Source organism: Streptomyces sp. NPDC058534, from assembly GCF_042717365.1.
GTDB lineage: Bacteria > Actinomycetota > Actinomycetes > Streptomycetales > Streptomycetaceae > Streptomyces.
In genome coordinates, this window is sequence record NZ_JBHXNW010000086.1 from 1 (window position 1) to 26,963 (window position 26,963).

The window sequence follows — 26,963 nt, forward strand, 5'->3', positions numbered from 1 at the left end:
GAGCCCAAACAGGTCGTCGTCTACCAGCTGAACCAGCAGGCGGTCTGGAGCGACGGCCGGGAGATCGGCGCCGCCGACTTCGCCGCCCAGGTCTGGGCGATGACGACGAGGGCCAGGAAGGCGCCGCTGACGACGAGTTGGTACGAGGAGTCGAGGGAGCCGATCTGGTTGATGACGTTCTGGATGACCTTCAGCAACAGGACTCCGACGAGCGAGCCGCTGACGTAGCCGAGGCCACCGGTGAGCAGGGTGCCGCCGATGACGACGGCGGAGATGGCGTCCAGCTCCATGCCGTTGCCGAGGATGGTCACGCCGGAGGCGAGCCAGGCGGCGTTCAGGGCGCCGGCCAGGCCGGCCAGCAGCCCGGACAGGGTGTAGACGAGGATCTTGGTGCGGACGACCGGCGCCCCCATCAGGGCCGCCGCGTCCTCGTTGCCGCCGACCGCGTACACGTGCTGGCCGAACCGAGTGCGGCGCAGGACCACGGCACCCGCGGCGAACAGGGCGAGCGTGATCCACACCGGGTTGCCGAGCCCCAGCGTGCTGCCCTGGCCGAGTTCGGCGAGGAAGGAACCCTTGGCGATGAGGTACGTGTTCGCGCCCTCGTCGGTGATGGCCAGCATCAGGCCGCGGGCGCCCAGCATGGCGGCCAGGGTGACGATGAAGGGGGCGAGACGGGAGCGGGCCACGAGCAGTCCGTTGACGACGCCGATCAGACCGCAGACCGCGAGCGGGAGCAGCAGGGCCACCAGGGTGCCGTGGCGTGATCCCCAGGCCGCGAGGACGCCGCCGAGGGCGAACAGGGAGCCGACGGACAGGTCGATGCCGCCGGTGATGATGACGAAGGTCATGCCGAGGGCGACGACGGCCAGGAACGCCGAACTCGTCGCCATGTTGGTGATGTTGTCGCCGGTGGCGAAGGAGTCGAAGGAGAACGACGCCACCAGGGAGACGATCACCAGGACCGCCAGGGCACCGTGCTGCTGGACCAGGGCGCTCAACCGCTCGGAACGCGCGGAGCCGGCCGGCTCGGTGGCGTCCGTCGGTTCGTTGCTCGCGGTGACCATGGGCGCGTCCGTCTTCGTCGCGCTCATCGCTTCCCCCGTCCTCGTGCCGCGTAGACGGCGCACACGATCACTATGGCCTGGGCGATCTGGGTCCATGAGGGCGGCAGATCGTGCTTGATCAGCGTGGCGGTGAGCAGCTGGATCAGGACGGCGCCCGCCACGGTGCCGGCGATGTTGACCCGGCCGCCGGTCAGGGGTGTGCCGCCGACCACGACGGCGGTGATGGCCGAGAGTTCCATCAGGTTGCCGAGCGAGGTCGGGTCGCTGGCCTGGAGCCGGGCCGTGGCCAGCACGCCCGCCACGGCCGCGAGCAGGGCGCAGGCCACGTACACGATGATGAGCACGCGGCGCACCGGGAGTCCGGCCAGTTCGGCGGCGGGCCTGCTGTCGCCGATGGCGAGGAGCTGGCGGCCGAAGGTGGTCCGGCGGACCACGAAGGCCACCAGCAGGGCCAGCCCGGCGGCGATCAGGATCAGGTACGGGAGGCCGAGGACGCCATCTGACCCCAGGGAGGCGAGCGCCGGGTTGCGCAGGTCCTCCAGCTGGGGCAGCAGCACCAGGGCGAGTCCCCGGCCGCCGACCATGAGCGCCAGGGTGGCCACGATCGGCTGGACGCCGATGAAGGCGACCAGCGCTCCGTTGGCGAGCCCGACGCCGGCCGCGAACAGCGCCACCACCAGCAGGGCTGGCAGCAGCCCGTATCCGAGGTAGAGGGCGGTGGCGGAGGCGGCCAGGGCCATCACCGCGCCGACGGACAGGTCGACGCCCTCGGTGCCGATGACCAGGGCCATACCGAGGGCGACGATGATGACCGGGGCGACCTGGACGGCCTGGGTGCGGAAGTTCTCGGCGGACAGGAAGTGCGGGGTGATGACGATGTTGACGATCAGCAGCAGTGCCACGCCGGCGTAGACGCCGTACGTCTGCAGCCACTGCATGAGGCGGGCCTTGTCCAGTGGGGCGGTGCGGAGGGTGGCCTCAGCCATGGGTGACCGCCTCCTCGGCCGTGTCCCGGGGCGGGGCCTCGCCGGCGATGGCGCGCATCAGCTGGTCCTCGGTGACGTCGGCGCCGGTCAGTTCGCCGACGACCGCACCGTCCTTCAGTACGACCACGCGGTCGGACCCTTCGATCAGTTCCTCCAGGTCGGAGGAGATGAGCAGGACGCCCAGGCCGTCCGCGGCCAGTTCGTCCACGAGTCTCTGCACCTCGGCCTTGGCGCCGACGTCGATGCCCCGGGTGGGTTCGTCGAGGAGCAGCACCTTCGGGTTCATCGCCAGCCAGCGGGCGAGGAGCACCTTCTGCTGGTTGCCGCCGGACAGTTCACCGACCTTCTGGTGGGGTGAGGAGGCCTTGATACGCAGCCGCTTCATAAAGGTGTCGACGACGGCGTCGACGCGGGACTCGGAGACCAGGCCGAAGCGGGAGAGCCGGGGCAGGACGGCGAGCGCGATGTTCTCCCGCACGGACAGACCGGGGACGATGCCCTCGCTCTTGCGGTCCTCGGGCAGCAGGCTGATGCCCGCCCGGATGGCGGCGGGTGTCGAGCCGCCGCGCAGCGGCACCCCGGCCACCGTGACGTTTCCCGAACTCAGCGCCAGAGCACCGGAGATGGCCTTGGCGGTCTCGGTGCGTCCGGAGCCGAGCAGACCGCCGAGGCCGACGACCTCGCCGGGCCGGATGCCGAGGGAGACGCCGTGGAGCTTGTGCCGGGCCGACAACTCCCGTGCCGACAGCAGCGGTTGGTCGTCGGCGATCAGGTGGTCGCCCGAGAACTTGGTCTGTCCCTCCGCGCGCACCTCCCCCAGTTCCCGGCCGAGCATGGTCGACACCAGGTCGATACGGTCCAGGTCGGCCAGGTCGCCGTGGTGGACGCGGTGGCCGTCGCGCAGCACGGTGACCTTGCTGCACACGGCGTACAGCTCGTCCAGGCGGTGGCTGACGTAGACGACGGCGATGCCCTGGTCGCGCAGGCGGCGGATGACCGAGAACAGGGTCTCGACCTCCCGCGGTTCGAGGGAGGAGGTCGGTTCGTCCATGATGACGACGCGCGCGTCGGTGGCCACCGCGCGGGCCAGGGCCACCATCTGCTGGGCGCCGACACCGAGGGTGCGCAGCGACTGGCGGACATCGACCCGGACGCCGTAGGTGCGCAGGATCTCGTCGGCCTCGCGGTTCATGCGGGCGAAGTCCAGCAGGCCGAGGCGAGTGCGGGGCTCGCGGCCGAGGAAGAGGTTGCGGGCCACGCTCAGCAGCGGGATGAGGTTGACCTCTTGGTAGATGGTCGAGATACCGGCCTTCTGCGCCTCCAGCGGCGTCTCGAAGGAGACCTCCCGGCCCTGGAAGGTGATCCGGCCGGCGTCCGGCCGGTAGACGCCGGTGAGCAGCTTGATGAGGGTCGACTTTCCGGCGCCGTTCTCGCCGATCAGGGCGTGGACCTCGCCGGCGTGCACGGTCAGGTCCACGTCGTCCAGGGCGCGGACGCCGGGGAAGGTCTTGCTCAGTCCGCGGACGGCGAGGACTTCGGCGGGGGGTGCCACCTGTGCCTCCAGGAAGTGGGGTGAGGGCAGGACGACGGGGCCCGGGTGTCCCGGGCCCCGTGGAGGGTCAGTAGGCCTTGCCGATGTCCTGCTTGGCGTTGTCCGCGTTGTACGCGCCGTCCTCGATGACGATGTCCTGGGGCACCGCCTCGCCCTTGGTGAAGGTGTCGAGGGTCTGGAAGGCCAGCGGTCCGAAACGCGGGTTGGACTCGATGACCCCGCTGATCCAGCCGTCGACGATGCCCTGGACGGCGTTGCGCGTGCCGTCGACGGTGATGATCTCGACGTCGCCCGCCTTCTTGCCGGCTCCCTTGAGCGCGGCCACCGCGCCCAGGCCCATCTCGTCGTTCTCCGCGTAGATGCCCTTGATGCCGGGGTTCGACTGGATGAGCTGCTCCGTGACCTGCTGGCCCTTCTCCCGGGCGAAGTCACCGGTCTGCTCGAAGACCACCTTCAGGCCGGGGGCCTTCTCGGCCACGCGGTCCTTGAAGCCCTTGGTGCGCTCGGTGGTGACGTTGTTCCCGGCCGCCCCGAGGAGGATGGCGACCTCGCCCTTGCCGCCCGTCGCCTCGATCATCTGGTCGGCGGCGCGACGTCCCTGCTCGACGAAGTCCGAGGCGATGAAGGAGACGTAGTCCTTGCACGCCTCGGCGTTGATCTTGCGGTCGATCGTGATGATCGGGACCTTCTTCGCGGCGGCGGCCTGCAGCACCGGGTCCCAGCCGTCGGAGTTGAGCGGTGCGATGACCAGCAGGTCGGCGCCCTTGGCGAGCAGGTCCTGCACGTCGGTGATCTGCTTGGAGAACTGCGACTGGGCGTTGGCGGTGAGCAGCTTGACGCCCCGCTTCTCCGCCTCGTCCTTGATGGACTGGGTCTCGGCGATGCGGAACGGGTTCGCCTCCTTCTCCGACTGGGAGAAGCCCACGGTCGCACCCTTCAGGTCCAGCTTCTCCGCGCCGTACGCGTCGATGGTGCAGGTCTTGCTGCCCGGCTTCGGCGTGACGGCCTTCTGCTCGGCGCCGGCCGCGGACGACCCGGACTGCTTCTTGCCCGACGCGTCGTCCTCCGACTTCGCACAGGCGGTCGCGGTCAGGGCCACTGCGGCGGCCAGGGCCACGACCACGGGGCGGGCGAGGAGGTGTGGACGGTGAGTGGTGCGCTGCATGGTGACCCCGATCCGGGTGGCGCTGAAAGGGAATTGGGGAGCCGGACTACGAGCGACGACTGACTGCTTCTCCCCCGGCGGAAGACCTTCTCCAGTCCGCCGCACAGAGGTTTTACATCGTTGCAAGGATGCTGTAAACCCCCCGTGCGCGACCTGCGATCAGAGCGTGCGGGTCGAACTCGCGTTTCACGCGGTCCCGTTCACCGAACCACGGCGAACACGCGGCGACCTCTTGACTTGTGGCCTGCGTTCCGCCAAGACTGAGTCGTCCAACCGTGTGACAACGATGTCAACTCGGCCCAACGCCTACGTCACATGACCCACCCCCGGTTTGGTCGGCGCGCGTGTCAGACGCTCTCGGCGCCGCGCCCCAGCGTGCTCTCCCGCTCCACGAGCCGGTGGTCCGCCCAGAAGCGGCGGGGCTCGGCGGGTCGACCACCGAGCCGGGCCAGCACCGACTCCACCGCCAGCCGGCCGATGGCCTCCTTGTCCGGCGACACGGAAGTGAGCGTCACCGCGCCGAACCGCCCTTCGACGACGTCGTCGAATCCGACGACCGCGATGTCCTCGGGCACCCGCAGCCCTCGCGCGTGCAGGACGCGCATCGCCCCGATGGCCACGAGGTCGTTGTAGGCGAAGACCGCGTCGGGCCGCCGTCCGGCCTCCAGGATCCGGGCCATGGCCGCCGCGCCGTCCGCGTGTCCCCAGCCGTCGGTGGCGGCGACGAGTCCGTCGTCGGCCGGGAGCCCGGCGGCGGCCAGTTCCTCGCGCCAGCCGCGCACGCGCAGGTTGGCGGGTTCGCTGCGACCGCGCCGGTCACCGATGAACGCCACCTCCCGGCGGCCGAGTCCGATCAGGTGGCGCACCGCGGTGCGGGCCGCCGCCACGTTGTCGATGGCGATGTGGTCGTAGGGCAGGTCGTAGTCCCGTTCACCGAGCAGCACCAGCGGCACGTTCTCCGTGCGGTCGCGCAGGTCTTCCGTCTCCAGTTCGATGGGGCTGAGGATGAGACCGTCGATCACCCGCGCCCTGAATCCCTGGCTGACCAGGATCTCCTGCTCTCGCAGCCCGCCGGTGTGGTCGAGGAGCACGGTGTAGTCGTGCGCGGCGGCGGCGTCGATGACGGCGGCGGCCAGTTCGGCGAAGTAGGGGTTCCCCAGCTCGGGCAGGGCGAGCGCGATGATGCCGGTACGACCCTTGCGCAGGTGGCGTGCGGTCAGGTTCGGCCGGTACCCCAGCTCGTCGATGGAGCGTTGGACGCGCTCTCGCATGGTGGCGGTGACGTAGGGATAGTCGTTCACCACGTTGGAGACGGTCTTGACGGAGACCCCCGCGTGCGCGGCGACGTCCTTGAGGCTGACCCGCACGTCGAATCCCTCCGAAGCGTCCCCACTCGGTGTTCGGTGCGGGGCGGGTGTCCCCACGGTGAGCCGGACTCCAAGCCCCTGGGCACGAGTTTACAACGTTATACAGCTCGTCTCCCAGCGCTGACAAGCATGGTGACCGACCGGCACCGGACTATCCGGGATGGTCGCACACACCGCCGGGAGGCGGGCCGCACGGGCGTCCTACTCGAAGAACTTGAGGCTCCAGCCGGTGTCGTTGTCGGGGCCGGGGACGTTGGCGCGGCTGTACGTGGTGTTCCCCCACCAGGCGAAGGTGCCGGTGTACCAGTACCGGTTCTCCCAGGAGTACGGCGTGCCTTTCGGTACCGCGTGGAACATCAGGGGGAACCGCGGGCCGGCGGGCGGGCTCGTGTCGATGTCGCCGTCGAGCAGGACGAAGGTGTGGTGACCGGGCCCGTTGACGTGCAGCGTCGGGTCCCAGCCCGACATCATGGTGGCGCGGTTCGAGCCGAAGAGGCAGCCGTTGGACTTGTACCAGTCCCAGACGTAAGTGGGATCACCGCCGGCCCGCAGCCTCAGGTCGGCCAGGCAGTACTGGTCGCTCCAGCTGCCGTTGGCGGAGTACGCGATGTGCAGCTGCCCGTCGGGGTCCTTGATGGGCTCGGGCCCCTCGTTGATGTACGGGTTGCCGACCACCCGCTCCCAGCTCTCCCGCGGCTGCGAGATGACGTGGCGCGCGCCGGTCGGTGTGGTGGGGCTGCTCATCCGCGCGATGTACAGGTTCTGCTCGACGTTGGTGTCGCCCGCCCAGCCGGACCACACGAACCACCGCTGCCCGTTGAACGTGAACAGGGTGCCGTCGATGGCCCACTTGTCGTCCGGCAGCGCCAGCTTCGACTCGGCGGTGTACCCGCTGTCCGGGGCGGCGGAGCTGATGACGTACATCCGGTGGGCGGCGCCGCGGCCGGCCGCGAAGTAGATGTAGTAGCGGCCGCCGTCCCGCACGATCTCGGGGGCCCACACCTCCCCGCGGTTCTGGGTGTCCGACCAGACCTGGCGGGCGGGCGCCGAGGCCAGAGCCGCCGTCGACGGGGCCTGGCGCACGACGAGGCCGCCGCCCGCAGACTGCACGGAGACGTAGGTGCTGCCGACGCGCAGGACGCTCGGGTCTGCGGCGCGCAGGCCGGTCTGGTCCGCGGTGGCGGGCTGCGCGGACACCAGGGACAGCGCGGCCGCGAGGATGCCGGAAAGTCCGCAGGCGACCGCGGCGTGCAGCAGGCGAGAAGGTTTCATGGTCCCGTTCCCTGGTCGGTCTCCGGTTCGACGCCGGCCCGGGCGTGGCGTGGCGTGGCGGGCGGGGGCATCCGGTCAACAACGGGTCGGAGGAGTCGGTGGGGGGCGACCCGTGACCGTCGAGCGGGTTGTCCGTGCAGCCGGGAGGTACATCGACGGGTTCACATCGAGGGATTTACATCGAGGGATTTACATCGATGGAAGTCGACTGTCACAGGATCGCGACCGGCGTTGGGCATGTCAACACGTCTTACGCCGCGCCATGTCGGCGTACTTCCTTCGGCGTCCAGCCGGGCGGGCCGAAGACGTGACCCGCGCGGTCTCGCCAGCGGGTGGCGGACCGCACGTCGCGCCAGGTGGCCGCGTACTCGTGGAAGGCGACGCGCAGCGGGTTGTAGGTGTCGATGTTCTTCGTCAGGCCGTAGACCACCCGCTCGCCCTCGGGCTCGAACGTGCCGAAGAGCCGGTCCCAGACGATCAGGATGCCGCCGTAGTTCCGGTCCAGGTAGGCGTTGTTCGAGCCGTGGTGAACGCGGTGGTGCGAAGGGGTGTTGAAGAGGAACTCGATCGGGCGCCAGAGCCTGTCCACCCGTTCGGTGTGCAGGAAGAACTGGTAGACGAGACTGATGGACTGCTGGAGCAGGATCATCCACGGAGGTACGCCGAGCAGGGCGAGCGGGAGCCAGAACGGCAGCGTGGTCATGGGTGTCCAGCTCTGCCGCAGGGCGGTGGAGAGGTTGAAGCGCATGCTGGAGTGGTGGACGACATGGCTCGCCCACAGCACCCGGATCCGGTGGTGCGCGCGGTGGAAGGCGTAGTAGGCGAGGTCGTCCGCGAAGAACAGCAGCACCCAGGTCCAGGCGGAGCCGGGGGAAAGCTGCCAGGGCGCCAGGGTGTAGAGCCCGGCGTACGCGAGGATCGCGACCGCCTTCCACGGGAGGCCGACGACCTGGCTGCCCGCGCCCATCGACATGCTGGTGACGGTGTCGCGGGTCTCGTAGCCCCGTTCGTCGTCGTCCGGCAGGAAGCGGTACGACAGCGCCTCCACGGCGACCAGCAGCAGGAAGGCGGGTATCGCGTAGACGACGGCGGGTATCACACCGGTCCTCCTTCGTGCTCCGGGGCGACGGGTGCGGTGGGCACACTGCGGGCGAGCAGGGCGCGTGCCGCGGCCTCCGCGCCCCGCTCGTCGCGCGTCCCGATGAGCGCGGCGAGCCTCACGTGGCCCTCGATGTCCAGCAGTTCGGCCGCGCGCAGTTCCATCGGCACCTCACCGGCGGTGAGGGAGCCGTCGACGAGGGTGTTGAAAGCGAGGAGGTAGGCGAGGTTTCCGGAGCCCTCCACGATCAGCCGCCACCACGCGACGTCCGCGGCGCCCAGTTCGGCGAGGTCGGGTCCGCAGCCGATGTATCCGGCCGCGGCGCTGACGATGTCGACGGCGGTCTCGCGCGAGCATCGGGCCGCGCACAGCCGGGCGGCGTCCGCACCGAGGGAGGCCCGCATCTCCAGGACGTCCCGCCGCAGGTCGTACGTGGGGGACCCGGTCGCGCGGGCGAGCTGCACGGCGAGGTCGAGTCCGGCGGTGCGCCGCCAGTCCAGGACCCTGGTGCGTCCGCCGTGGCTCACCTCGACGAGCCGCGCCTGCTGCAGGCGCTTGACCGCCTCCCGTACGGCGTGCCGGTTCACTCCGAACTCGGTGGCCAGGTCCCGTTCGGCGGTCATGGGCGCGCCGGCGGCGAGCTTCCCGCTCAGGATTCGGTCTCTCAGCAGCGTGAACAACTGGTCGGAGACCGCCTCACGCCGGATCGGCTGCTCTGTCATGGCCCAGAGCCTGAACCGTGCGCGGCATCTGGTCAACTGGTTGGACCAGAGTGGACCGGGCGGGTTCTGAAACACCTTGCGCGCTCAGACGCCGGGTCGGGTTTGGCTCCCGTCGCGCGCCGCGTGTCCGGTCCTGGTGTCGCGTCAGGGGGTGTTCCCTGAGAGGCAGGTGAGCCGGCCAGCGTATGTGCGAGGAGACCTGATGACCGCCTTGGCCCGATTCGTCGCGCGCCACCGCTGGTGGACCGTGATCGCCTGGATCGTGCTCGCCCTCGCCGGGGCTTTCGCCGCTCCACGGGCCACGGACGCGCTCAGTGACGACTTCGGGCTGCCCGGGCGCCCGGGCTATGAGGCCAATCAGGAGATCGCCAGGCGTTTCGAGTCGGGCGGTGAGAACGCTCCGGTGCTGCTGGCCGTCACCACGGAGCGGGGAACGCTGGGCGCCGTGCAGGCCCGTGAGGTCGCCGCCGCCGTGGAACGGACCCGGCCCGGCGGCCGGCTGGTCACGTGGGAGCAGGCGCCGGACCTGCTGGCACGGGACGGGCGTACCGGGTGGTGCTGGTGTATCCGCGTCCGCTGCCCGGCGCGGCCGGGCCGTACGGGCACGTGCTGCCCGCTCTGGAGGGCGCGGCCGAGCGGGCGGCCCGCGTTTCGGGGACCGAGGTGACGGTGACGGGGCGGCGCTCGCCGAGGGCGGCGGGGGCGGTGATTCAGGGGTTCTCGGCGAGACCCTGTTCGGTGGTGTGGGTGCGCTGATCGTGCTGGTGCTGGTCTTCGGCTCGGTGCTCGCCGTCACGCCGCTGGTCGTCGCGGCGGTCTCGATCCTCGCGACGTTCCTGATCATGTGGTGGCTGACGGCGCTGACCGAGATCTCGTTCATCGTGCAGTATCTGCTGGCGCTGATCGGGCTGGGTGTGGCGATCGACTACGCGCTGCTGATCGTCACCCGCTGGCGGGAGGAGCGTGGCCGCGGCGCCGGTGCGGAGGAGGCGATCGTGCGGTCGATGGCCACCGCGGGGCGCGCGGTGCTCTTCTCCGGGCTGACCGTGGCGATCAGTCTGGCCGCCCTGATCGCGCTGCCGGTTCCCTTCCTGCGCAGCGTGGGCTTCACGGGTCTGCTGATCCCGCTGGTCAGTGTGGTCACCGCGCTCACGCTGCTGCCGGCGCTGCTGATGGTCGCCGGCGGCCGGCTGGACTGGCCGCACCGGCGCCGGACCGAACCGGACAGCAAGCTGTGGCGGCGGATCGCGACGACCGTGGTGCGGCACCGCTGGTTCTCCGCCACGGTCAGCTCGTCGTCCTGCTCGCGCTCGCCGCGCCGGTGCTCGGTCTGCGGCTGGGCGCACCGAGCAACGACTCGGTGATCAGCGCCGGCGGCCCATCGGCAGAGGCCCTCCAGCGGGTCCAGGACGCGGGTCTCGGCAAGGGGCTCACCCAGCCGGTGGAGGTGCTCACGGCCGATCCGGACGTGGCGCTGACCGCCGTGGCGGACCTGCCCGGTGTGGCCGGCACCGCTAGCGCGGAGCAGTGGCGGCGCGGTGACTGGACGGTCGTCGAGGTGTGGACGGCCGAGGATCCCGCCACGTCCGGCGGCTCGGCGACCGCGGAGCGGATCCGTACCGCCGCCGAGGAGGCCGGCCAGCGGGTCGGCGGACTGCCCGCGCAGGACGCCGACTTCGTCGACGCCGTGTACGGCAACGCGTGGTGGATCGGCGGCATCATCGTCCTGGTGAACATTCGTGCTGCTGGTCCGCGCGCTGCGGTCGGTGGTGCTCCCGCTCAAGGCACTGCTGCTGAACGTCATCTCCCTCGCCGCCGCGTACGGGGTCACCGTGCTCATCTGGCAGGAGGGGTACGGCACCGAGCTGCTCTTCGACCAGAGCGCCTCCGACGCCATCACGACCTGGGTGCCGATCGCCGTGTTTTCTTTCCTGTTCGGACTGTCGATGGACTACGAGGTGTTTCTGCTCTCCAGGATCCGTGAGGAGTACCTGCGCACGGGCTCCACCGACCGGGCCACCATCGACGGCGGGGCCCGCACCGGCCGTCTCATCACCTGCGCGGCCATCATCCTGTTCCTGGCGTTCATCTCGCTCTCCCGCGTCCCGGCCACGGACGTCAAGATCCTCGCCACGGCGCTCGCTCTCGGGATCGTCATCGACGCGACGATCGTCCGCGGTGTCCTGGCCCCCGCGTTGGTGGCAGCGCTCGGCCGGGCGAACTGGTGGCTGCCCGGCCCTTGGACGGCCGGCCGCGGGGTAGGCGACCGACCGCGATGAGACAGGCCGGTTCAGCTCGGTCACTGCCCGGGGCGGGAGTCAGTGCTGATGTCCGCCGGGGCGGCCGGCCTGCTGTCCCTTCTCTACGACCACGAACTGGCCCATCATGCCCTGGTCCTCGTGGTACAGCAGGTGGCAGTGGTACATGTACGGGGTGTCCGGGTCGGCCGGCCCTTCGAAACGCATTGCCAGTTTCATCGTCGTGCCGTTCGGCACGAACACCGTGTCCTTGGGGCCTCTCAGCTCGACCGGCGGTGTCTTGCCGTTGACTTCCAGAACGCGGAACTGAACGTCGTGGACATGGAAGTTGTGCGGCATGCCGTTGGTGTTGCGGACGGTCCAGGTCTCGGTCGTTCCTCTCGTGACGGTCTCGTCCACCCGGTCCATGGCCATGGCACGGCCGTTGATCCCAGAACGCTTGAGGTCGAAATGCCGGCCTCGCACCGCCTCGCTGCCGTCCGGAAGCTCCAGCTCGCCCAGTTCGGCCGGGAGTTCGGGGGACGGCCGCAGTCTCTCGGCCGCCCTCAGCTGGAGCACGTCGAAGGAGTCGTCACCGCCGTTGAACCGCTCCTGCCAGGCGTCCCCGTAGTTGTCCTGGGGGAAGCTGCGCAGCACGGTCCGCTCTCCGGGCCGCATCGTCACGACGGTCTCCGCCCGCTCGCCGGGCGACAGTTGGATCCGCTTCAGGGAGGACGGCCGCTCCAGCAGCCCGCCGTCGGTACCTATGAGGTCGAACGTCCGGTCGTCGGAGAATCCGAAGTTGTAGGTGCGGGCCGTCGAGGCGTTCAGGAGGCGCAGGCGTACGCGTTCGTCGTTGATCTCTCGGTAGGGGCTCAGGGTGCCGTTGACCATGGTGCGCTCGCCGAGGAAGCCGGCTTCCTGCATCATGCCGCGGCCGTGGTCGAAGTCGGCGCCGTCGAACTTGACGTCCTGCACGATCAGCGGAAGGTCGTCGATTCCGTAGCGCTTGGGCAGTGCCAGCCGTTCGGACGCGTCGTCGTCGAGGATGAACATGCCCGCCAGGCCACGCTGGACGTGCTTCTCGGTCGCTCCGTGAGGATGCGGGTGGTACCAGAGGGACGCCGCCGGCTGGTCGATCGTCCACTGCGGGGCCCAGGTGGCGCCGGCGGCCACCATCTGGTGCGGGCCGCCGTCCGCCTTCGCGGGCAGGTGCATCCCGTGCCAGTGCACGGTGGAGGGTTCGTTCAGGTCGTTCCGGACTCGAACGCGCACCTTCTCGCCCCGCTCGGCGCGGAGCGTCGGGCCGAGGTAGTCGCCGTTGAAGCCCCAGGTGCGGGTCTTTCGTCCCTCCCTGAACTCCTTCTGTCCCGCCTGCATCCGCAGATCGAACACGCGCGTGCCGTCCTTGTCGACGCGGGATTCGGCGAGGGGCGGTATCGCGAGTGCGTTGTCGAACGGTTCCTCGCCGAGGGTGTGTACTTCGGCGCTGGTCCACAGCCAGAGGAACGCTCCGCCCACGAGGAGGGAGAGGACCGTGAGGACGGAGCCGCAGATGATGAGTAGACGTTTGGTCCGGGACATGTTCCCAGACTCCTTGCCGCCTCATGGCCCAGGCATCAGGGACGGCCCGGGGCCGTCCCTCACTCCTCCCTGATACGGCTGTCAGGGTCCCCGCTCGGTTCGCGGGGCGAGAGTCGCGGGGCGCGAGCCGCGGTCACAATCGAACGAACACGGGGGCGGCGCCGTACCGCATCCGTACGATTTGCGTGCACGTTGTATAGCTGGTACCCGGTAGCTGGTTGTCCGTCGCAGACGTGCGGCCTTGCCCACGACCCGGCTCGGCTCGTCCCGCCCCCGCCCACGCTCCGCCCCCTCGATACTCACCCGATTGGTGCAGCCCGAGGTGTGGGCTTACGGTCGTCGTGGGGCTCGTGCAGCCCGCCCTCAGGCCCTCGCCATAGGGAACGCACATGTCGAACCCTCAGCCTGCCCCGGCCGATTCGATCACCCAGCCGCGACGAAAGCGCGGCAAAGGCGTAGCACTGCTGGTCATCGCCTCGTGTCAGCTGATGGTGGTCCTGGACATCACCATCGTGAACATCGCGCTCCCCCAGATCCAGAGCTCCCTCGGTTTCTCCACCGAAGGGCTGTCGTGGGTGATCAACGCGTACACCCTCACCTTCGGCGGGCTGTTGCTGCTCGGCGGCCGGTCCGGGGACATCCTGGGCCGACGGCGGATGTTCGTCATCGGAGTGCTGCTGTTCGTCGGAGCATCGCTGCTGTGCGGGCTGGCGCAGAACCCGTGGGAGTTACTGGTGGCCCGATCGGTCCAGGGCATGGGCGGCGCCATCGCCTCCCCGACGGCGTTGGCGCTGATCGCGACGACGTTCACCGAGGGGCCCGAACGCAATCGGGCGTTCGGTGTGTTCGCCGCGGTGTCGGCGGGCGGCGGCGCGGTGGGGCTGCTCGCGGGCGGGGTCCTGGTCGAGTGGCTCGACTGGCGCTGGATCTTCTTCGTGAACGTGCCGATAGGCCTGCTCATCGCGCTGGCGACGCCACGGTACATCCGTGAGTCGCAGCGCCGGCCGGGCCGTTTCGACGTCACCGGCGCGCTGACCTCGACACTCGGCATGGTCTCACTGGTGTACGGCTTCATCCGGGCGTCCGAGGACGGCTGGCGGGACGCGGTCACCCTCGTCGCCTTCGCGGCCGCCGTGGTACTGCTGGCCGCGTTTCTGCTGGTGGAAAGGCGGTCCCGGCAGCCGATCACACCGCTGCGGATGTTCCGCGACCGCAATCGGGCCGGCACGTACGCGATGATGCTCAGCCTGTCTGCGGCCATCTTCGGCATGTTCTTCTTTCTCACGCTGTACCTGCAGAACGTGCTGGGGTTCGGGCCGCTGGAGGCCGGGCTCGCCATCCTCCCGGTGAGCGCCGTGATCGCGGTCGGCGCCGGCCTGGCGTCGCAGCTGCTGCCGAGAACGGGCCCCAAGCCGTTCATGGTGCTCGGCGGACTACTCGCGGCGGCGGGCCTGTCGTGGCTGACGCTGACGGACATCAACAGCACCTACGCGGGGAGTGTGCTGGGGCCGATGCTGGTGTTCGGCCTCGGCATGGGCATGGAATTCGTGTCCCTCACACTGATGGCGGTCGCCGGGGTCGCGGAACGCGAGTCGGGGGCGGCGTCCGGCGTGCTCAACGCGACCCAGCAGATCGGCGGTTCGCTCGGCCTGTCCATTCTGGTGACCACCTTCGGCACCGCCAGCCGTAACGAAGCCGAGTCGTTGCTGCCCAGGTTCCTCGCCGAAGCGACGCCGCAGGAGCGGGCGCAGGCGCAACGCACCGGGGAGTTGCCGGGAAACTGGGGCGACCAGGTGCTTACCGCGGGCGTGAGCGCGGCGTTCGTCGTAGCCGCCGTGATGGCCGGGCTGGCCGCCGTCATCGCGCTGTTCGTCATCCAGGTCCGCGGCTCGGACCTGGAACGTCTGAAGGGCAACGGCAGCGCGGGCGAACCATGACGGATCCGGGGAGGGGCGTTGTTCAGTCCTGCGGTTCCCGTGGCTGAACAACTCGCCAGTCGCTTGAGTTTGGGACGCGACTACCCCGGCGACCGTACGGGCCGCGCCCTGTCGCTCCGACGCAACCAAACAGGGAACCGATGATCAAGCACCGGCATGCTGCCAGCACCTCGACCGCCGCCCTCACGGCAGTCCTGACACTGACCGCCTGCGGGGGCGGAAGCGGGAGCGGGAGCGGGCAGGCGGACGACGGCCGTACATCGCCTCGGGCCTCTTCCTCCGTCAACGCCTCACCCTCGCCTTCGTCGACCCTCCCTCCCTCGCAGTCGCCGTCGGGTGCCGGAGCCTCGGACGATCCCGCGACACCGCCGGAGATCATGCCGGTCTATCAGACCGTCTACGGCCTCATCGGAACGCCCGCGTGCACCGGTGTCCCCTGGGACGACGCCGAGTGTGGAAAGGACCTCACCGCGGCCGGCGAAGTCGCCAACGCGATGACCCGGCACATTCAGAAGCACTTCCCCGGCAGCGAGTACGCCGGCCCCAAGAAGTCCGCGGGCCAGGTGACGCGGACGGTGAACATTCTTCGGAAAGCCGGCTGCTACGGGATGAGCCCGAAGCCCCCGAAGACCAGTCCGGACAAGCTGCGTGAGCTGTGCCCAACGCTGAGCAGCGTTGCGTCCCTGTCGTGGCTGAGCCTGGAGGGCAGCATCGGCGTGTTCTGACCCGGCGCTGACCCGGCGCTTGAAATCGAATCTGAGCCGGCCACCATGACCCGAAGGGGGCGGCCGAATGCCGCGACTTGATTCTGAGCAGCAGTATCCCCGGAGCCGGGGCTCCCGAAAGCTCGCCGGACTCGCGTTCGTTGTCGCGGTGGGCTTGCTCGGCGCCGGGTGCTCGACGAGCGGGCAGGCAGGTACACGGTCATCGACCCCGCCGGTCTCCTCCCCCACCGCGTCGCAAACCCCTGCCCCCACGTCCTCGCCCTCCGCAGCCGCCTCCGCCTCCGTACCTCGCAAGTACACCCAGAAGGAGTTGGCGTCACGTCCGTGCCAAGCACTCGACGCACGCGACCTCGCCGCCCTCGGAATCAAAGGCCGGGGAAAGCAGGAAGCCGGCAGGCACGGCGTCTCGTGCATGTGGAAGATTGCGGGCCAGAGCGTCAGCCTCGCAGTGGATCTCCCCCTGTCCTACGCCCGGACCATGACCAAGAACGGACGCGTCTCGCAGGTACCGGTGGGACAGCACAACGCCATCCAGGCCGAGTTCCAGCGCATCTGCTTCATCTTCGTCGCAGTCGACGACGTCGATCACCTGGTCGGCACCACGACCATTCCGGAACGCGGAGTGTCGCAGGACGGCACCTGCCCCGCCGGAGCGTCCGTCGCCGCCGCAGCCCTGACCCACCTCCGGTGAAGCGGGTGCCCACGCGGACGGACCATCCCACAACACCCCCAGAGTCCTGCCCCTCCCCCGGCAGACCCTCGCAGTCTGCTGGGTCAGCAGGGCTCACTTGATGGGAGACGTTCACCCGCTCCGCCAACGACGCTCGGCTAAGAGGGTGTCTCACGTGGCAAGTTGCGCGAGCTTCTTGTAGCAGGTCAGGGCGGCGGCCAGGCCGAGGAGGGCGAGGAAGTGTGAGCCCTTTCGTTCGTATCGGTCTGTGAGGCGGCGGTAGCCGAAGAGCCAGGCGACCGACCGTTCGATCTTCCAGCGGTGCCGACCGAGGCGTTCGCCGGAATCGATGCCGGGCCGCGCGATGCGCACGACGAGCCCGCGCTCGCGCAGCCAGGCCAGGTGTTCGGCGGAGAAGTACGCCTTGTCCGCGCGGAGTTTGACGGGTCGGCGCCGCCGTGGTCCCCCCGCGGGACCGGATGGCGGGTATGCCGCGGATGAGCGGCTTGAGGGCGAGGCTGTCGTGCATGTGCGCGCCGGACATGGCGACGGCGAGCGGGATGCCCTGGGCATCGGACAGCACGTGCAGCTTGCTGCCAGGCCGGCCTCGGTCGATACCGTGAAGCGGCGATGCGCGGTGGCGGGCGACGTGCCGAACGTCGGCGGCAGGTGTCGCCAGGCACAGCCGCTGGTCAGCGCGTACACCACTGCCGTGAACACGTCCCGCTCGTCACACGGAGCGGTCCCACCACCTGGCGGACGAGCAGCGAATGACGGCAGCAACGGGGCGGTCAGCTCCCAGAGTTCACGGACATCAAGTCACGTGAGACAACCTCTAAGCCTTGATTGGTGCGGCCGACCTGGCGGCCTGCTCGATCTTCGCGCAGTAGGCTGCACGGGCTTCCTCGTCGATCTGCTTCTCGAGTTCGGCGCGCAACCCGGTCCGGCCGTCGAGGCCCTCGCGGAGGATATCGGCGTGCCCGGCATGCCGGATGGACTCGCCGAGGACATGGACCATGACGGCGAACAGGTTCGTGTCGGCATAAGGCTCCGGCCACCACGGCACGTGGCCGGGGGCGTCGAGGGGAAGATCGTTGATCGTCACGTCCGAGTGTTCCCACGCGCGCCGGTAGAACCCGACGATCTGATCGCGGGTCTCGTCCTCGGTCGCCCACAGATCGCTGCCGTTGGAGTCCTGCCACCGGGGCAGCGGTTCCGGGGAAGGGCGGTCGAAGACCTCGCCGAAGTACCTGGCCTCGACGGTGGCCACGTGTTTGATCAGGCCGAGGAGGTTGGTCCCGGTCGCTGTCAAAGGTCGGCGGGCGTCGTATTCGGACAAGCCGTCGAGTTTCCAGAGCAGCGCCTTGCGGTCCCGCCGCAGTCTCCCGTGCAGGTTTTCTTTCGCGAATTCATCGATCATGCGGCATGAGCCTGCCATGGGCTGCTCGTGGTCTCAAGATCCCGTACGTGGTCCGCAACGACTGGCAGAGCCGAGGCCTGGCCATGGCCGCCGCGGGAAACGCCACCCTGAATCTGCCTCGGCACGGATCACCTCTGCGTCGTACTCGTCCGCGTCGAAGTCGAACTCCAACGGTTGGTCCTCCTCGTGGGGAACCTCCCAACCCGACCACTGGACGACATTCCCGACTCGCTGCACGACGACGGAGAGGAATCCGCAGCATCCCCCGGTGCACTCTGGCTCGCCCAACGGCACACGTCGCGGTTCGAACGTTACCCGCAGCGGGCCGGGAAGTCCGGCCGGCAGCGCTTCCGACGCCAGAGGCCCACGACCGCCGGGGCCGACCGCGCTCTCCACCACATCCTCGCCGTTGACCCAGAAACGCACCTGGTCAGGGAAGCGCGGCCCCCGCGGCAGCACCGTGATCTCCAACGGATCGAACATCACGCCACCCTATGGTGACCACCGCACGACCTGACAGTGGTCCAGGTGGTGTGCGGGTCGGGTCGTTCGTCGCCGGTGGGATCGGCCAGCACCAGGGCGAAGTACTGGATACCGCAGAGCAGGTGCCGCCGCAGCGATGTGACGTCCAGTCCGGCGCAAGGAGTGGGCAGGCCGTCCTGCTCGGGAGTCGTGGCGCCGACCACTCGAGCCAGATCGTCCAGCACGGCGTGGATCTGCGTCGAAGGCATGCGGTGCTCCAGGGGGCAACTAGGCGCTGTCTCTCCCCTATCAGCTCTGAGTGTCCACGCCCACGCCGTCGAGTTCTGCTCGGATCCGGCTGAGCCACTCCGTTCCCATCCGTCGCCCATCGGGGAACTGGTCGTCTCGGTCCCAGCGCCACGTTGTGATCATCGCCAGCACGAGGAGTCGGCACTCGCGCAGCAGGTCCCGGTTGACGCCCGGATAGTGCTCGCCGACCTCCTCGGGGGCATGGGCGAGGTCGAATTCGACGGGGCCGCGGCAGCACGTCTCCAGATCGATGAACAGCAGCCCGTTCTGCGTGGTGAGTACGTTGCCCGGGTGCGGCTCACCGTGCAGCAGCTGGTCGGCGTCGCCGCGCTCGCAGATCGCTCGCCTCAGGCTTCGTAGCGTGTTGCGCAGCAGTTCGCGGTCCGCCTCGGCCAGAGCCGGGGTGCGGTCGCGGTTGGCGATGAGTTGTTGAGCCTGCTCGACTCGGTCCGTGAAGTGCGGCGTCGGGACATCGAGCGGGCGCATGCCGTCATGCAGACGCTTCAGCGCGTCGGCGTAGTCGGCCGGTGACGCCTCGGGAGGTGCCACGGGCTCGTAGTAGGTCCACAGCGTGACCGCGAAGCCGTCACGCTCATGGACGCGTGGCTCGACGCGAGGTTCGAGGGTGGCCACCGGGCACCCGGATGCGGCGAGCCGCTGAGCCAGCTCGATCTCGAACTCTGCGACCTGCTGCGCGACAGGTGCCACCCCGGCCAGGACGTCACTGGGCAGCAGACGCAGAGTGAGCTTGTTCGAGTCATGGAGAACGGTCGCGTCGTCGGTGGTCAGGCCCAGTGATGAGGCAATCGACATGGCCGCGCTCACCGCCCGCCGGAACTCTGGCTCTTGCATGTGTCGTCGGCTCCTCTCACCTGAACACTGCCACAGCACACCACGACTTCGCGAAGGTGTTTGACGGTACTTCAGGTCGAGATCGTCCGCCCGAGCAATGCGGCCGGCCGGTCTGCGGCAGGCGCGTCCTCCGGCGCCGTCTGCGGGTCCTTGAACTGCCGTAAGTGCGGCGGCTGCGTGCCGAGGTCGGCCGGTGTGGTGCCGGGCGGGCCGAGCACGATGTCGCCCATTTCCTCGCCGACCGCGGTGAACAGTTCCACATCGAGTGCGGTCGTCTCGGTGACCAGGTGGAAGAGGGGTGGCGGTACGGGCGATGAGCTCGGCGAATCCTGCGGGCGTGGAGATGTTCAGGGCGCGCGCGCCGTCCGGGCCTGCCGGTGTCGCGTGCGGAACATGAAGGGGAATCGTATAGAAGTCTCCCGAGTCCAGGGTCACCTTCTCGTCCCCCGCCCATACGGCCGCGCCGACGGGCATGTACGAGTCCGTCACGTCGTGGCGGCCGTCGGTCTCCGCCGCCGTGGTGAGGATGTAGACCCGCAGCTCCTGTCCCAACATGTACTGACGGTCGGGGTGGTCTGGTCCTGTGCAGCAGGGTGCCGGAAGCCGAAAAGACGACCCCGCAGAGCGGCGAGACCGACGCCCTTTCCACGCCCTTCGCCGCGCGAAGGCCGCCGCGGAGACACGGGAGGCGACCCTGGGCGCGGCGACACGGCTCTTTGTCGACCGCGGCTACGCCAACGTCACCGTCGCCGAGATCGCCCGGGAGGCGGGGACCGCCGTCCCTACTGTGTATGCCGGCACCTGCGGCAAGGGCGCCATCCTGACCGTGCTCATCGAGGACGGTTCCCGGCACGAACTCGTCCTCGAGCGGGGCCGGCCCCGCGCAGGCACGGCGGCTGATCGCGGTCAGCCGCCCTGGCCGGCGCTGCCGATCGGGCCGACCTTCACGGGGGAACCGGCGCCGTCCGTGACGGGCAGCGTGCCGGCGCCCGGCCAGTCGAGGGTGACGGACTTCGTCTCGTCGGGCGGGGTCACCACGAGCCCGGTGACACGGACGCCGGAGCCGCCCGAGTCGTTGATCGGGTAGTGGATGCCGAAGGCCACGGTCTCCCCGTCCTTGAGGGTGCCGGGGACGACCGGCTCGCCACTGCGCTTCGCGGACAGCGTCCCCGAGTTGGTCTTCAGGTCGACGCCGGCGTATCCGGAAATCGCGCACTCCCGGCCGCCGCCGTTGGTCAGCTCCACCGCGACGGTGCCATCGGTGTCGCCGTCGATGGTGGCGTCCATCGCCTTGAACTCCAGCTCGTCGGTACGGCACTTGCCGAGCTTGTCGTTCACGCTGGAGCCGGAGTCGGAGTCGGAGCCGGTCCCGGCTGCCGTCGCCTGCCCGCCGGTGCCCTCCCCGGCAGGCTCCTCCCCGCCACCCTGCTGCGAGTTGTCCGATCCTGCACCGCCCTCCGAGGAGGATGCGTTGGACGCGGCCGACGGGTCGCTCTGCCCCGTGGCGTCTTCGTCGTTCTGGCAGGCCGTGAGCGAGAGACTCGCGGCAACGGCGAGGGCGGCGAAGGTAAGCTTGTGAACGCGCATCGTTTCTTCCTCAGTATCGGTTGGGGGGCCGACCCGTCGGTACGAGTCGCTGCTGAACCATCGTTTGTGAACCCGAAGAGCCGTCCCGCCCGGCAGTCCGTTCCGCTCAACCACCCCTGAAGACATTCCTGTTACACGCAAAGCCAGGCGCACAGTGCACCACCACCGGGGGCACGTCCCGCCACGCCCGCCAGTGCACGCCCTCGGCCGGCCGGACAGTCGCTTCCAGCCGCCGTTCCGCACCTGTTCGCGACCGCCGCCCCCTGGGACAGTCCTGTAACCCGGCGGATCTTGACCGCACCGGTGGCATGGCGTCCATCCGCCGCGCAGGGCTGGAGCTGAAGGGGGGCAGCCGGCCAGGTTCCTGGCGTAACGCGGTGAGTTCGGCGACGGCGGGGGTGACGTACGCGTTTCTGTCGTACAGGTCGACGTGGGTGGCCCCGTCGATGACGACCAGCCGCTTGGGCTCGGCCGCCTTCTCGATGGCCTCCCTGCTGAAGTAGGCGGTCTCCGCCTCGGAGCCGGTGATCATCAACAGGGGGCGGGGCGAGATGATCCGGATCATCGCGTACGAGTCGTACTGGGCGATCAGGTCGACGCTGCGCTGCACCCATTCCCGGTTGGCGCGAGGGTGGTGGCCGCGCGGGGTGCGGTAGTACGCGAAGTCTCCCGAAGTTGCCGGGTGGCGGTCGGCGGCAGTTCCTCGGCGCTGTCGGGCAGCCAGGCCACCATCTGTGGGGGCGGCGCCGCGTGCTTCCGCCCTGCGCTGCTCACCGGCCCGGTCGAGCATCGCCCTGAAGTCGGCCGGGTCCTGTGTGCGGCCCAGTCCCTCCCGGATCACCGAGCCCATGTCCGCGGCGCTCACCGTCGCGATGCTCCTGATGCGGTGGCCGGTCTGAGCGGCGTAGGGCACGTAGCCGCCGGAGGCGCACATGCCGAGGGCTCCGATGCGGTCGGGGTGGATGTCTTCGCGCGTGGTCAGGTAGGTCACGCGGACTTGATGTCCTCCGCCCGCTGGAAGGGGTTCTCCAGGCCTCGTGGCTTGCCCTCGCTCTCGCCCTGATGGGCGGCGTCGAAGACCAGCCCGGCGAATCCGGCCCGGGCCAGGCGCTCGGCGTAGACGCTCGGGCTGTGCTCCTTCACGCTGCCGCCGGGGTGGGAGACGACGACAGCCGGTAGCCGGCCGCCGGTGTGGTCGTCGGGCGTGAAGAGGGTCCCGGCGAGGGACAGGTCGTTGCTGGGAAAGGTGACGTCGGTCTTCATGTTGCCGTGTCTCCTGGGAGGTGGAGGCGGTCTCTGCGGTCTCTGGCGGGGTGCCCCCTCGGGGCCGTCCGCCCGCCGGTCGCGTCACCGGCCCTCGCAGCCGGTACGGGTAGGGGTAAGGGGCGTCTTCTGTCCCGGGACAGCGCTGTCCCGGGACACGCCAGGCCCCCTGTCACGGGCGCGGCCGTCTGCCAGACTTGGCCTCATGAGCAGCGGCAACGTGCGCCGGAGCGAGCTGGGCGCCTTCCTCAAGGCCCGGCGTAAGGAGCTGAGCCCGGCCCAGGTCGGGCTGCCCGAGTCGGCCGGCCGGCGCACGGTCCAGGGGCTGCGCCGGGAGGAAGTGGCCCTGCTCGTGTCGGTCAGCCCCGACTACTGCACCCGCCTGGAACAGGGCCGCCGTCAGGCGTCCGAGCCGGTACTGGACACGCTCGCGCGGGTCCTGAAGCTGGACGACGGCGGGCGTGTGTACCTGTTCGAGCTGTCCGGCCGGGATGCCGCCCGGCCCCGGCGGCGCGCCGCGCGGAAGGTCCAGCCGCAGCTGCGGAGGCTGCTGGACGACCTGCCCACCACCCCGGCCGTCGTCCTGGGCCGGCGCACGGACATCCTCGCCTGAAACCCCATGGCGGCGGCCCTCTTCACCGACTTCGCGCGGATTCCCGAGGAGCGGCGCAACTTCGTACGGCTGGTCTTCCGGGATCCGGTCGTCCGGGCCCTGTACCCGGACTGGAAGTGGGTGGCACGGACGAGCCTGGCGCAGCTGCGCATGGATGCCGCCCGGGATCCGAAGGACCTACGGCTGGCGGAACTGGCGGGCGAGCTGTCGCTCCAGGACCCCGACTTCCGGCGCTGGTGGGGAACCCACCGCGTGGCCACGCACGGCACCGGCACGAAGGTCCTCCAGCATCGGGCCGTCGGCCGGCTCACCCTCGACTGGTCCTTCCTCACCCCCACGACAGACCCGGACCAGCAGCTCATCACCCTGACCGCCGAGCCAGGCTCCCCCAGCCACGAACGTCTGCGGATCCTCGCTTCCTGGGCGGCGCGGGACGCCCGCCGTCCCCAGGCACGCTAGCGTCCGGACTCATGACGTCTTCCTCACGGGAACGGCCGGAACGGCCGGAACGCCTGGAAACGCCTACGGTCCGAACTGCGGGGGCTCGCCGAACCGCAGGTGCGTGCCCAGCTGGAACGGGTGCTCAGCCCTGCGGACGACGACGAGCTGCTCGGCGTGCGGGTCCCGGTGCTGCGCAAGCTCGCGCGGCGGTACCGCGGGTTGCGGCCGGAGGAGGTGGACGCCCTGCTGCGCAGCCGCGTCATCGCCTGCTACGCGGCGATGGAGGACGCCCTCGTCGCGTCCGGCGTACGGCGGCACGCCTCCGACAGCCCCGCCGACCTGCTCACCCGCGCCGCCGACGCGGGCCTCGCCCCGAGTCCGGCCGCACCGCGTCTCACCACGCTGTTCCGCGAGGCCCGCTATTCCTCGCATCCGATGGGGCCCTCGCACCGCGAGGCCGCGGCCGGCGCCCTGGAAGAGATCGCCTCGCTGCTCCAGGACCGGGAGGCGCAGCGGTGAACGGGCGCACGGAACAGCCCGCGGGGCAGGACACGCTCACGCTGCGCCGGCTCGGTCTGCTCGGCGCGGCGGTCGCCGCCTCCGGCGTCCTGCTCGTCCTGCTCCTCGACGGCCCCCGGGCGGCCGGCGCCATCGTGACCCTGCTCGCCGTCGCGACGCTGATCGTGGCCCGGTACGTCGCCGGGGCGGACGCCCTCGACTCCGGACGGCGGGAGGACGTACGGCTGCTGCGGACCCGGACGCCGGGCATGGGCGAATGGCGACGGAACGTACGCACCGCCACGGGACCCGACGGCGCCCTCTACTACCGCGCGGTACTGCGGCCCGAGCTGCGCCGCCTCTACGCCGCGGCACTCGCCGAACACCACCATGTCTCACTCGACCAACAGCCCCGACGCGCCGCCGGTCTGATCGGGCCCGAACTGTGGCCCTGGCTCGGGTCCCAGACGCCCCGCACCGGACCCGACGGCGGCATCCCCGTCGACGTACTGCGCCGCCTCGTCGACCGGCTCGAACAACTCGGCGCACCCCGCACTCGTACCCCCGGCACTCACAAGGAAGAAGCGACGTGACGAGTCCCACCACGCCTCAGCCCCGTACCCCCGAGCAGGTTGGCGAGCAGGCCGGTGCCGTGCTGCGCGAGATCGGACGTGCCGTCGTCGGCAAGCCGGACGCCCTCGAACTGGTGATGCTGGGCGTGCTGGCCGGCGGGCACGTCCCCGTCGAGGATCTGCCGGGCTCGGCAAGACGCTCCTCGCGCGGTCCTTCGCCACCACGCTCGGCCTGGACTTCCGCCGGATCCAGTTCACGCCCGACCTGCTCCCGTCGGACGTCACGGGGGCGCCGCTGTACGACCAGCGCACCGGCGAGATGGTGTTCCATCCCGGGCCGGTCTTCACCCACCTCCTGCTCGCCGACGAGATCAACCGGACGCCGCCCAAGACGCAGGCCGCGCTGCTCGAGGCGAAGGCCGAGTCACAGGTGACCGTGGACGGTGAGACGCGGCCGCTCGCCGACCCGTTCATGGTCGTCGCGACCGCCAACCCGGTGGAGTACGAGGGCACGTACTCGCTGCCCGAGGCCCAGCTCGACCGGTTCCAGCTGCGGGTGCGGATGGGATATCTGAGCGCCTGGGAGGAGCTGGCGATGCTGCGGGCCCGGATCGACCGGGCCGCGCCCGAGGCGGTACTCAAGCCGCTCGCGGGGCCGGCGGACGTCGTGGCCTGGCGGCGTGTGGTGGAGGGCGTGGAGATCGACGACGACCTGCTGGAGTACGCCGTCGCGCTCGTCGGCGCGACCCGCGAGCACCCCCAGATCAGCATCGGCGCCTCGCCTCGGGGCGCCCTCGCTCTGGTCCAGCTCGCGCGGGCCCGCGCCGTGTTGAACGGCCGCGACTACGTCGTCCCGGAGGACGTCAAGGCCCTCGCGGTGCCCGCGCTGGCCCACCGGGTGTCGCTGCGGTCGGAGTTGTGGGTGCGCGAGGTGACCACGGACGACGTGCCGTCCGGCTCGATCCCGGTGTCACACTCGGCCCGGGCCTGCGCCTCGACGAGGTCGTGGTCGGCGCGTCCGCGGTGACGTTGCGTCACACGGCGCTGCTCTGGGGACGCTGGTCGCTCGGGCCCGTGGACCTCGACGTGTACGACGCCGGGGGCACCGTGCGCCGTACCGTCCGGGTCGAGGCGGCCGAGGTGTCCGTGTTCCCGCGCCCCACGCAGGCGCGGTTCACGCCGGTTCCGGCGCGGTTGCCGCAGCGGCTCGGCGAACATGCCTCCGTACAGACCGGAGAGGGTGTCGAGGTCGTCGGGGTGGGGGCGTGGGTGCCCGGGGAACGGCAGCGGCGCATCCACTGGCCGTCGACGACTCGGCGCGGCGCGGTGCAGCTGCACCGGTTCGCGGCCGAGCGGGCCGCCGACACGGTGATGCTGCTCGACGCGTTCGGGGACGTCGTCGACCCGGTGACCGGGGTGTCGTCCCTGGACGAGACGGTGCGGGCGGCCGCCGGGCTGGCCCGGGCGTATCTGCGCACCCACGACCGGGTGGGGGTCGTCTCGACCGGGGGCACCACGCGCTGGCTGGCGCCGGGCACCGGGGACGCTGCGTTCTACCGCATCGTCGAGAGTGTCCTCGACGTCCGCAGGGACCGGCGTTTCGACGGGCCCGGGCTTGAGCGGGTGCCGCCGCCCGCGCTGCCGGAGGGGGCGCTCGTCTACGTGTTCACTCCGTTGAGCGACGCCCGGATACTCAAGGTCCTGCGGGATCTTCAGGGGCGGGGACGCCGGCCGGTGGTCGTGGAGATCCCGAGCGGGGATCCGCCGGTCGAACCCGGCGACGTGCCGGGCGAGTTGGGGCTGCGGTTGTGGCACGCGGACCGGGACGCCATGCGGTTCGACCTGCGGGACAGCGGGGTGCTGGTGCTGCGGCACATCGTGGGTGAGCCGTTGGATCTGGCGTTGGCACCGCTGCTGTCCGGGCGGGTCGGCGGGAGGGGGCGATGACGGTGCTCGATACGCGGGTGAGCCTGCGGGAGTGGGCGGGTTACTGGGTCGGCACCCTGCCCGTGCGGGTGCTCGGGTCGGCGGCCGTCGTGGTGGCGTGGCGGCCGTGGGCGACGGTGGGTGGGGCGCGGGATGCTTTGCTGTTCGGATGCTCGGTCGTCTTCGCGGTGTGGGCGGCACCGGCACTGGACCGGCGGCCGACACTGGAGTCGGCCCGCTGGTCCCACCTTCTGCTGCGACACCGGACGACCGTGTTGGCGGCGAGTGTTGTGGTCATCGCCGCATTCGGGGACCCGGCGTGGTGGGAGGGCGCCGGGTTGGTGGTGCTGTTGGTCGCGTACCTGGTGACGAGTGAGACCTGGCCGTGGAGGTGGGGGCGCGGGACCGCGCGCGTGTGGGGAGAGGCGGTAGGGGCGTGCGCGGGTGCTGGCGTGGTGGCGGCCGCCGCGGTGGTTCCGGTGACCGGAGCGGAGTTCGGTGCGGGGCGGGTGGTGGCGGCTGGGGTGGTCGTGGCGGTGGTGGTCGGTGGTGGAGTGATGGGGGCCCGGTGGTGGGGTGGGAGGTAGGGGAAGCGCGGTCGCCGAGTTCTGTCGTTCACGAAAGGGCTGAAGGGCCG

At 70.3% G+C, this 26,963-nt stretch carries 27 protein-coding genes and 3 pseudogenes; 13 read left to right on the forward strand and 17 right to left on the reverse strand.

All coding sequences use genetic code 11. The features are described from left to right. Positions 1-20: 20 nt before the first annotated feature. The 8 genes from ACFWR9_RS35830 to ACFWR9_RS35865 all read right to left on the reverse strand — a co-directional run bounded on the left by ACFWR9_RS35830 (position 21) and on the right by ACFWR9_RS35865 (position 9,230). The gene (locus ACFWR9_RS35830; protein WP_383849889.1) at positions 21-1,094 is read right to left on the reverse strand and encodes an ABC transporter permease; all 1,074 of its coding nucleotides are present in this window, start codon (positions 1,092-1,094) and stop codon (positions 21-23) included. Continuing rightward, entirely contained in the window at positions 1,091-2,053 is a 963-nt protein-coding gene (locus ACFWR9_RS35835) for an ABC transporter permease (protein ID WP_383849892.1), read from the reverse strand. The genes ACFWR9_RS35830 and ACFWR9_RS35835 overlap by 4 nt, the downstream gene beginning before the upstream one ends. Continuing rightward, on the reverse strand, positions 2,046-3,605 hold the full coding sequence (locus tag ACFWR9_RS35840) for a sugar ABC transporter ATP-binding protein (RefSeq protein WP_383849894.1): 1,560 nt from the start codon (positions 3,603-3,605) through the stop codon (positions 2,046-2,048). Before ACFWR9_RS35840 ends, ACFWR9_RS35835 begins: the two co-directional genes overlap by 8 nt. Positions 3,606-3,672: 67 nt before the next feature. Further along, positions 3,673-4,770, reverse strand: a complete 1,098-nt coding sequence (locus ACFWR9_RS35845; RefSeq protein ID WP_383849897.1) for an ABC transporter substrate-binding protein — start codon at positions 4,768-4,770, stop codon at positions 3,673-3,675. Between the two features lie 347 nt (positions 4,771-5,117). Beyond that, the gene (locus tag ACFWR9_RS35850; RefSeq protein WP_383849900.1) at positions 5,118-6,137 is read right to left on the reverse strand and encodes a LacI family DNA-binding transcriptional regulator; all 1,020 of its coding nucleotides are present in this window, start codon (positions 6,135-6,137) and stop codon (positions 5,118-5,120) included. A 201-nt stretch (positions 6,138-6,338) separates the two neighbouring features. Beyond that, positions 6,339-7,409, reverse strand: coding sequence for a glycoside hydrolase family 43 protein (locus ACFWR9_RS35855; protein WP_383849902.1), 1,071 nt, complete (start codon positions 7,407-7,409; stop codon positions 6,339-6,341). Positions 7,410-7,659: 250 nt separating this feature from the next. Next, positions 7,660-8,508: a sterol desaturase family protein gene (locus tag ACFWR9_RS35860; protein ID WP_383849905.1), complete on the reverse strand. Its 849-nt coding sequence runs from the start codon at positions 8,506-8,508 to the stop codon at positions 7,660-7,662. Further along, positions 8,505-9,230 (reverse strand): FadR/GntR family transcriptional regulator, encoded by a 726-nt coding sequence (locus ACFWR9_RS35865; RefSeq protein WP_383849908.1) that lies wholly within the window; start codon positions 9,228-9,230, stop codon positions 8,505-8,507. The genes ACFWR9_RS35860 and ACFWR9_RS35865 overlap by 4 nt, the downstream gene beginning before the upstream one ends. Before the next feature lie 202 nt (positions 9,231-9,432). Here ACFWR9_RS35865 and ACFWR9_RS35870 point away from each other — a divergent pair, with 202 nt between their 5' ends. From ACFWR9_RS35870 to ACFWR9_RS35880, 3 genes are all read left to right on the forward strand, one after another. Beyond that, positions 9,433-9,897 (forward strand): hypothetical protein, encoded by a 465-nt coding sequence (locus ACFWR9_RS35870; RefSeq protein WP_383849983.1) that lies wholly within the window; start codon positions 9,433-9,435, stop codon positions 9,895-9,897. Positions 9,898-9,961: 64 nt separating this feature from the next. After that, a complete protein-coding gene (locus ACFWR9_RS35875; RefSeq protein ID WP_383849975.1) occupies positions 9,962-10,594 on the forward strand; it encodes an MMPL family transporter in 633 nt (210 codons plus the stop codon). A 375-nt stretch (positions 10,595-10,969) separates the two neighbouring features. Next, positions 10,970-11,509, forward strand: a complete 540-nt coding sequence (locus ACFWR9_RS35880; RefSeq protein ID WP_383849911.1) for an MMPL family transporter — start codon at positions 10,970-10,972, stop codon at positions 11,507-11,509. A 39-nt stretch (positions 11,510-11,548) separates the two neighbouring features. Here the strand turns inward: ACFWR9_RS35880 and ACFWR9_RS35885 are convergent, their stop codons facing one another. Further along, on the reverse strand, positions 11,549-13,051 hold the full coding sequence (locus ACFWR9_RS35885; protein WP_383849913.1) for a multicopper oxidase family protein: 1,503 nt from the start codon (positions 13,049-13,051) through the stop codon (positions 11,549-11,551). Between the two features lie 389 nt (positions 13,052-13,440). On the opposite strand from ACFWR9_RS35885, the gene ACFWR9_RS35890 reads away from it, so the two are divergent. The 3 genes from ACFWR9_RS35890 to ACFWR9_RS35900 all read left to right on the forward strand — a co-directional run bounded on the left by ACFWR9_RS35890 (position 13,441) and on the right by ACFWR9_RS35900 (position 16,404). Continuing rightward, a complete protein-coding gene (locus ACFWR9_RS35890) occupies positions 13,441-14,988 on the forward strand; it encodes an MFS transporter (protein WP_383849915.1) in 1,548 nt (515 codons plus the stop codon). Between the two features lie 377 nt (positions 14,989-15,365). Further along, positions 15,366-15,713 carry a hypothetical protein gene (locus ACFWR9_RS35895; RefSeq protein ID WP_383849918.1) on the forward strand — a complete coding sequence of 116 codons (348 nt, stop codon included), beginning with the start codon at positions 15,366-15,368 and terminating at the stop codon, positions 15,711-15,713. A 67-nt stretch (positions 15,714-15,780) separates the two neighbouring features. Beyond that, positions 15,781-16,404, forward strand: coding sequence for a DUF3558 family protein (locus ACFWR9_RS35900; RefSeq protein WP_383849921.1), 624 nt, complete (start codon positions 15,781-15,783; stop codon positions 16,402-16,404). Between the two features lie 150 nt (positions 16,405-16,554). Here the strand turns inward: ACFWR9_RS35900 and ACFWR9_RS35905 are convergent, their stop codons facing one another. From ACFWR9_RS35905 to ACFWR9_RS35925, 5 genes are all read right to left on the reverse strand, one after another. Continuing rightward, positions 16,555-17,178 carry a transposase gene (locus tag ACFWR9_RS35905; RefSeq protein WP_383849978.1) on the reverse strand — a complete coding sequence of 208 codons (624 nt, stop codon included), beginning with the start codon at positions 17,176-17,178 and terminating at the stop codon, positions 16,555-16,557. A gap of 40 nt (positions 17,179-17,218) precedes the next feature. Then, positions 17,219-17,803, reverse strand: a complete 585-nt coding sequence (locus ACFWR9_RS35910) for a DinB family protein (protein ID WP_383849924.1) — start codon at positions 17,801-17,803, stop codon at positions 17,219-17,221. A gap of 482 nt (positions 17,804-18,285) precedes the next feature. Then, on the reverse strand, positions 18,286-18,534 hold the full coding sequence (locus ACFWR9_RS35915) for a maleylpyruvate isomerase N-terminal domain-containing protein (RefSeq protein WP_383849927.1): 249 nt from the start codon (positions 18,532-18,534) through the stop codon (positions 18,286-18,288). 40 nt (positions 18,535-18,574) lie between these two features. Next, positions 18,575-19,426, reverse strand: coding sequence for a phosphotransferase enzyme family protein (locus ACFWR9_RS35920; protein WP_383849929.1), 852 nt, complete (start codon positions 19,424-19,426; stop codon positions 18,575-18,577). Between the two features lie 71 nt (positions 19,427-19,497). After that, positions 19,498-19,686 (reverse strand): hypothetical protein, encoded by a 189-nt coding sequence (locus ACFWR9_RS35925; RefSeq protein WP_383849932.1) that lies wholly within the window; start codon positions 19,684-19,686, stop codon positions 19,498-19,500. A 323-nt stretch (positions 19,687-20,009) separates the two neighbouring features. Between ACFWR9_RS35925 and ACFWR9_RS35930 the strand changes: the two are divergent. Continuing rightward, positions 20,010-20,207, forward strand: a pseudogene (locus tag ACFWR9_RS35930) (TetR family transcriptional regulator); the annotation flags it as partial. A gap of 125 nt (positions 20,208-20,332) precedes the next feature. Here ACFWR9_RS35930 and ACFWR9_RS35935 read toward each other — a convergent pair. The 3 genes from ACFWR9_RS35935 to ACFWR9_RS35945 form a co-directional block, all read right to left on the reverse strand. After that, the gene (locus ACFWR9_RS35935) at positions 20,333-21,013 is read right to left on the reverse strand and encodes a DUF4232 domain-containing protein (RefSeq protein ID WP_383849934.1); all 681 of its coding nucleotides are present in this window, start codon (positions 21,011-21,013) and stop codon (positions 20,333-20,335) included. A 106-nt stretch (positions 21,014-21,119) separates the two neighbouring features. Further along, on the reverse strand, positions 21,120-22,004 hold the full coding sequence (locus ACFWR9_RS35940) for an alpha/beta hydrolase (RefSeq protein ID WP_383849937.1): 885 nt from the start codon (positions 22,002-22,004) through the stop codon (positions 21,120-21,122). Then, on the reverse strand, positions 22,001-22,276 hold the full coding sequence (locus tag ACFWR9_RS35945) for an alpha/beta hydrolase (protein WP_383849940.1): 276 nt from the start codon (positions 22,274-22,276) through the stop codon (positions 22,001-22,003). The genes ACFWR9_RS35940 and ACFWR9_RS35945 overlap by 4 nt, the downstream gene beginning before the upstream one ends. Positions 22,277-22,481: 205 nt before the next feature. Between ACFWR9_RS35945 and ACFWR9_RS35950 the strand changes: the two are divergent. The 6 genes and pseudogenes from ACFWR9_RS35950 (at position 22,482) to ACFWR9_RS35975 (ending at position 26,913) form a co-directional block, all read left to right on the forward strand. After that, a pseudogene (locus tag ACFWR9_RS35950) lies at positions 22,482-23,348 on the forward strand (helix-turn-helix domain-containing protein). A gap of 75 nt (positions 23,349-23,423) precedes the next feature. Then, positions 23,424-23,849: a DUF4129 domain-containing protein gene (locus ACFWR9_RS35955; protein ID WP_383849981.1), complete on the forward strand. Its 426-nt coding sequence runs from the start codon at positions 23,424-23,426 to the stop codon at positions 23,847-23,849. Next, on the forward strand, positions 23,846-24,421 hold the full coding sequence (locus tag ACFWR9_RS35960; RefSeq protein ID WP_383849943.1) for a hypothetical protein: 576 nt from the start codon (positions 23,846-23,848) through the stop codon (positions 24,419-24,421). Before ACFWR9_RS35955 ends, ACFWR9_RS35960 begins: the two co-directional genes overlap by 4 nt. Next, positions 24,418-25,427: pseudogene (locus ACFWR9_RS35965) on the forward strand (AAA family ATPase). Before ACFWR9_RS35960 ends, ACFWR9_RS35965 begins: the two are co-directional and overlap by 4 nt. Then, entirely contained in the window at positions 25,319-26,347 is a 1,029-nt protein-coding gene (locus ACFWR9_RS35970) for a DUF58 domain-containing protein (RefSeq protein ID WP_383849946.1), read from the forward strand. Before ACFWR9_RS35965 ends, ACFWR9_RS35970 begins: the two are co-directional and overlap by 109 nt. After that, positions 26,344-26,913 carry a hypothetical protein gene (locus ACFWR9_RS35975; protein WP_383849948.1) on the forward strand — a complete coding sequence of 190 codons (570 nt, stop codon included), beginning with the start codon at positions 26,344-26,346 and terminating at the stop codon, positions 26,911-26,913. The genes ACFWR9_RS35970 and ACFWR9_RS35975 overlap by 4 nt, the downstream gene beginning before the upstream one ends. Positions 26,914-26,963: the final 50 nt, after the last annotated feature.